Below are 2,233 nucleotides of genomic sequence, written 5' to 3' on the forward strand. Positions count from 1 at the left end.
TCGCTCAATGCCGGCCTGCGCAAGGCAAACCGCGGGCTGCGCGATGCGGGTCTGGCAACGCTCGAAACCAAAGGGGAGGAACTGATGCAGGAAGAATCTCCAGCTTCCGAACTTGATTCAGCAGCGGTTGCCGCCCGCCTTGCCGAAGAAGTTCGCGCGCGCAGTGCAGCCGTTTCCGATCGCATTTCCAAGGCGAAGGCGACGACGGGCAACGACAGCGCCATGCGCGAAGAGATCGCCTCGATCGCGGCTGGCATGGTCGCACTGACGGCGCTTAACGAGGGCCCCTCCTCGCCGATCCGCGACCTTCTGCCGGAGGATGCGGGTAACGAAGAGGGCGAACGCGTGAGCCTCGCCCAGCGCGCCGCAACGATCCTGTCGCAACCGGGCTGATCAGAGACGATCGGCCGCCGATGCCATCGCGAACAAAGCGATGCCGGTCGCCGTCGCGACATTGAGACTGTCGAGGCGGACAGATTGCGGAATGCGCGCACTCTTGAAGCGCGCCAGGACAGCTTCCGGCAGCCCATCTCCCTCTGTACCGACCACCAGCGCCATGCGATCCGAAGGTTTTATCGCACGGATATCCGTCTTGCCGCGCGGCGATAGCGTCCAGATATCGAAACCGCGTTCTGTCAGTGCGATGAGGATATCGAGAGCACTGCTGCTGCGTTGATAGGGAACGCTCAGCACGGAACCTACCGAGACACGCATCGCCTTCCGGTAAAGCGGATCGCAGGAGGTCTCGTCGAGGAAGATGGCGTCCGCGTTGAAGGCGGCCGCATTGCGGAACATCGAACCGGCATTGTCGTGATTGGAAATGCCGCAGCCAACGAGCACCAGCGCGCGCTCCGCCAGGCTGTCGAGCAGGTTCTCGCTGCCCGGGATGCGTCGGCCGAGCGCCAGCACGCCGCGATGCAGATGGAAGCCGACGATGCCGTCGAGAACATCCGCCTCGGCGACATAGACTGGGACATCGTCCGGCACGCGCGCAAGAATGGCTGCGACGCCTTCGGCGCGGTTTCGCAGCAGCAGGATTTTCTCGGCCTCGAAGCCGCGTCTGGTAGCATGGGCTTCGGCCAGCATGCGCAGCACGACGGTGCCTTCGGCAATGAAACGGTTCTGCCTGCCCGTCAGGTCGCGTTCGCGGATCGCGCGAAATTCCGCAATGCGCGGATCGTCGGCGCTTTCGATCGTGATCGGCGCGGCAGCCATCGGCCTCAGTTGCCGGCGACGGTGATGTCGGCGACGAGCCGACCCGCCTCGATGTCGAAGACCAGCGCCTTACGCTTGCCGTCGATCGATTGGCCGAAGAACAGGATCTGGCTGCCGGAGAGCGAGGTGGACTGCACGGCGAACCCGAGCGGCAGGGAAACTGTGGATCTTGCCGGCGAATCCGAAGAGCCGCCGGAGCCCGAAACAACTGCCGTTTCTGCCGGTTCGGCCTTCATCGTCTTGTAGACAACGGCGCCGAAGACCGCCATAAGGCTCACGAACATGATGGCGCCGGAGACGATCTGCAGGCGGACCATCTTGCGCCGGACATTTTCCATTGCCGGATCAAGGGGCTGTTCTTCCTGATCGTCCAGCTCGATTTTCGTCATCGTGGTGTCCTATGAAATACTTCGGAGAAGAAGCGTCTTGAGCGACCCCTTTAAACAAGCATCCGGCATTAGGAAAGTCCTGACTGCCGATGAGAAGGCCGAAGGCCGCCTCGACGCCTGGCTGACGGCTCAGCTCGGCGAGGAATTTTCCCGCAGCCGCGTCAAGGTTCTGATCAAGGATGGCCAGTTGCTGGTGAACGGCGCCGTCGTACTCGACCCGCAAAAGAAAGTGCGCTCCGGCGACAATTACGAACTCCTGCTGCCCGAGCCGGAAGACCCGACGCCGAAGGGCGAAGTCATCCCGCTCGACATCCTTTACGAGGACGACGACCTCATTGTCATCTCGAAACCGACCGGCATGGTCGTCCATCCGGCTGCCGGAAACTGGACGGGAACGCTCGTCAATGCGCTGATCCACCACTGCGGCGAAAGCCTCTCGGGTATCGGCGGCGTCCGGCGGCCACGCATCGTGCATCGGCTTGACAAGGATACGACCCGCCGCGTGGTCGTCCCCACGCACGATAATGCACATCGCCACCAGTCCTCCCCCTTTCCCGCTCCCGGCCGCCACCTGCCCCCCACACCCCCCCCCCATCGACCACCACGGGGCCCCCCCCCCCCCCCCCCCC

The 2,233-nt window shown here is 63.5% G+C and carries 3 protein-coding genes and 1 pseudogene; 2 read left to right on the top strand and 2 right to left on the bottom strand.

Translation table 11 applies throughout. From position 1 onward, the window contains the following. Positions 1 to 393 (top strand): annotated as a pseudogene (locus C9413_RS31350) (hypothetical protein); the annotation flags it as partial. Here the strand turns inward: C9413_RS31350 and C9413_RS31355 are convergent. Beyond that, positions 394 to 1,215: an RNA methyltransferase gene (locus C9413_RS31355; protein WP_039845708.1), complete on the bottom strand. Its 822-nt coding sequence runs from the start codon at positions 1,213 to 1,215 to the stop codon at positions 394 to 396. It lies immediately after the preceding pseudogene. 5 nt (positions 1,216 to 1,220) lie between these two features. After that, on the bottom strand, positions 1,221 to 1,604 hold the full coding sequence (locus C9413_RS31360; RefSeq protein ID WP_039845709.1) for a hypothetical protein: 384 nt from the start codon (positions 1,602 to 1,604) through the stop codon (positions 1,221 to 1,223). Positions 1,605 to 1,641: 37 nt separating this feature from the next. Here C9413_RS31360 and C9413_RS31365 point away from each other — a divergent pair. Next, a partial coding sequence (locus C9413_RS31365) for a S4 domain-containing protein (RefSeq protein WP_246703909.1) occupies positions 1,642 to 2,233 on the top strand: 592 nt, incomplete at its 3' end.

The organism is Rhizobium sp. SEMIA 4085 (assembly GCF_013004495.1).
Taxonomy (GTDB): Bacteria; Pseudomonadota; Alphaproteobacteria; order Rhizobiales; family Rhizobiaceae; genus Rhizobium; species Rhizobium gallicum.

Bases quoted from the DNA above. Each gene is read 5' to 3' on its own strand.
- C9413_RS31355 (WP_039845708.1), bottom strand. From the start codon at position 1,215: ATGGCTGCCGCGCCGATCACGATCGAAAGCGCCGACGATCCGCGCATT.
- C9413_RS31360 (WP_039845709.1), bottom strand. From the start codon at position 1,604: ATGACGAAAATCGAGCTGGACGATCAGGAAGAACAGCCCCTTGATCCG.